Annotated in this window: 2 protein-coding genes; one reads left to right on the top strand and one right to left on the bottom strand. The window is 40.0% G+C overall.

Annotation, left to right across the window (positions count from 1 at the left end; all coding sequences use genetic code 11):
* A partial coding sequence (locus tag I6E40_RS10685) for a hypothetical protein (protein WP_235387257.1) occupies positions 1 to 294 on the bottom strand: 294 nt, incomplete at its 3' end.
* A gap of 26 nt (positions 295 to 320) precedes the next feature.
* Here I6E40_RS10685 and I6E40_RS10680 point away from each other — a divergent pair.
* Positions 321 to 543: hypothetical protein (locus I6E40_RS10680; RefSeq protein ID WP_235387256.1), on the top strand; the 223-nt coding region annotated here is incomplete at its 3' end.

Below are 543 nucleotides of genomic sequence, written 5' to 3'. Positions count from 1 at the left end.
TGGAGTTGCTGTTGCAGGACTCCTTATATTATTCATCTCTTTCTTGGCTGATTTGCTTGATTTCATATGGGGTATCTTCGGAGGAGGCTGGTAATGAGGAAGATTATTATCAGATGCGTCATCTGTGTAGCCGCATGGAGTCTTGGTTATCTGCTCTATGATATGATACACTACAAGTGTCCTCGATGCGGGTATCCTAACAGAGACGATACTTGCATAAAATGCGGCTACCTCTATTCTGTAGATAGTTGCGGCAATATAGACAAGTTGCTCTATGAAGAGGACCTTGAACATTATCAATCTAAATAAACAACATCGTCATGAAGGAAAAAATATTGCTGATTCTTGGCCCTGAAGACAATAAAACGAACAACGAGTCTGTAGTTGAGTTGTTCCAGGAGTGTTTATCAGATTACAACATTATTGCACCTGGTATAAACTATAATGATTGTGACTCTGTTATGCCCCAAATTACCGCACAGTCACAGAGTCATACTGATTATATCATTGGTGTTGGCTTAGGCTGTTTGTTCGTTCATCAGA

Origin of the sequence: Prevotellamassilia timonensis (assembly GCF_021531665.1) — a bacterium.
GTDB lineage: Bacteria > Bacteroidota > Bacteroidia > Bacteroidales > Bacteroidaceae > Alloprevotella.
Note: the sequence above shows the minus strand (reverse complement) of the source record. Positions and strands in the feature narration are given on the sequence as shown.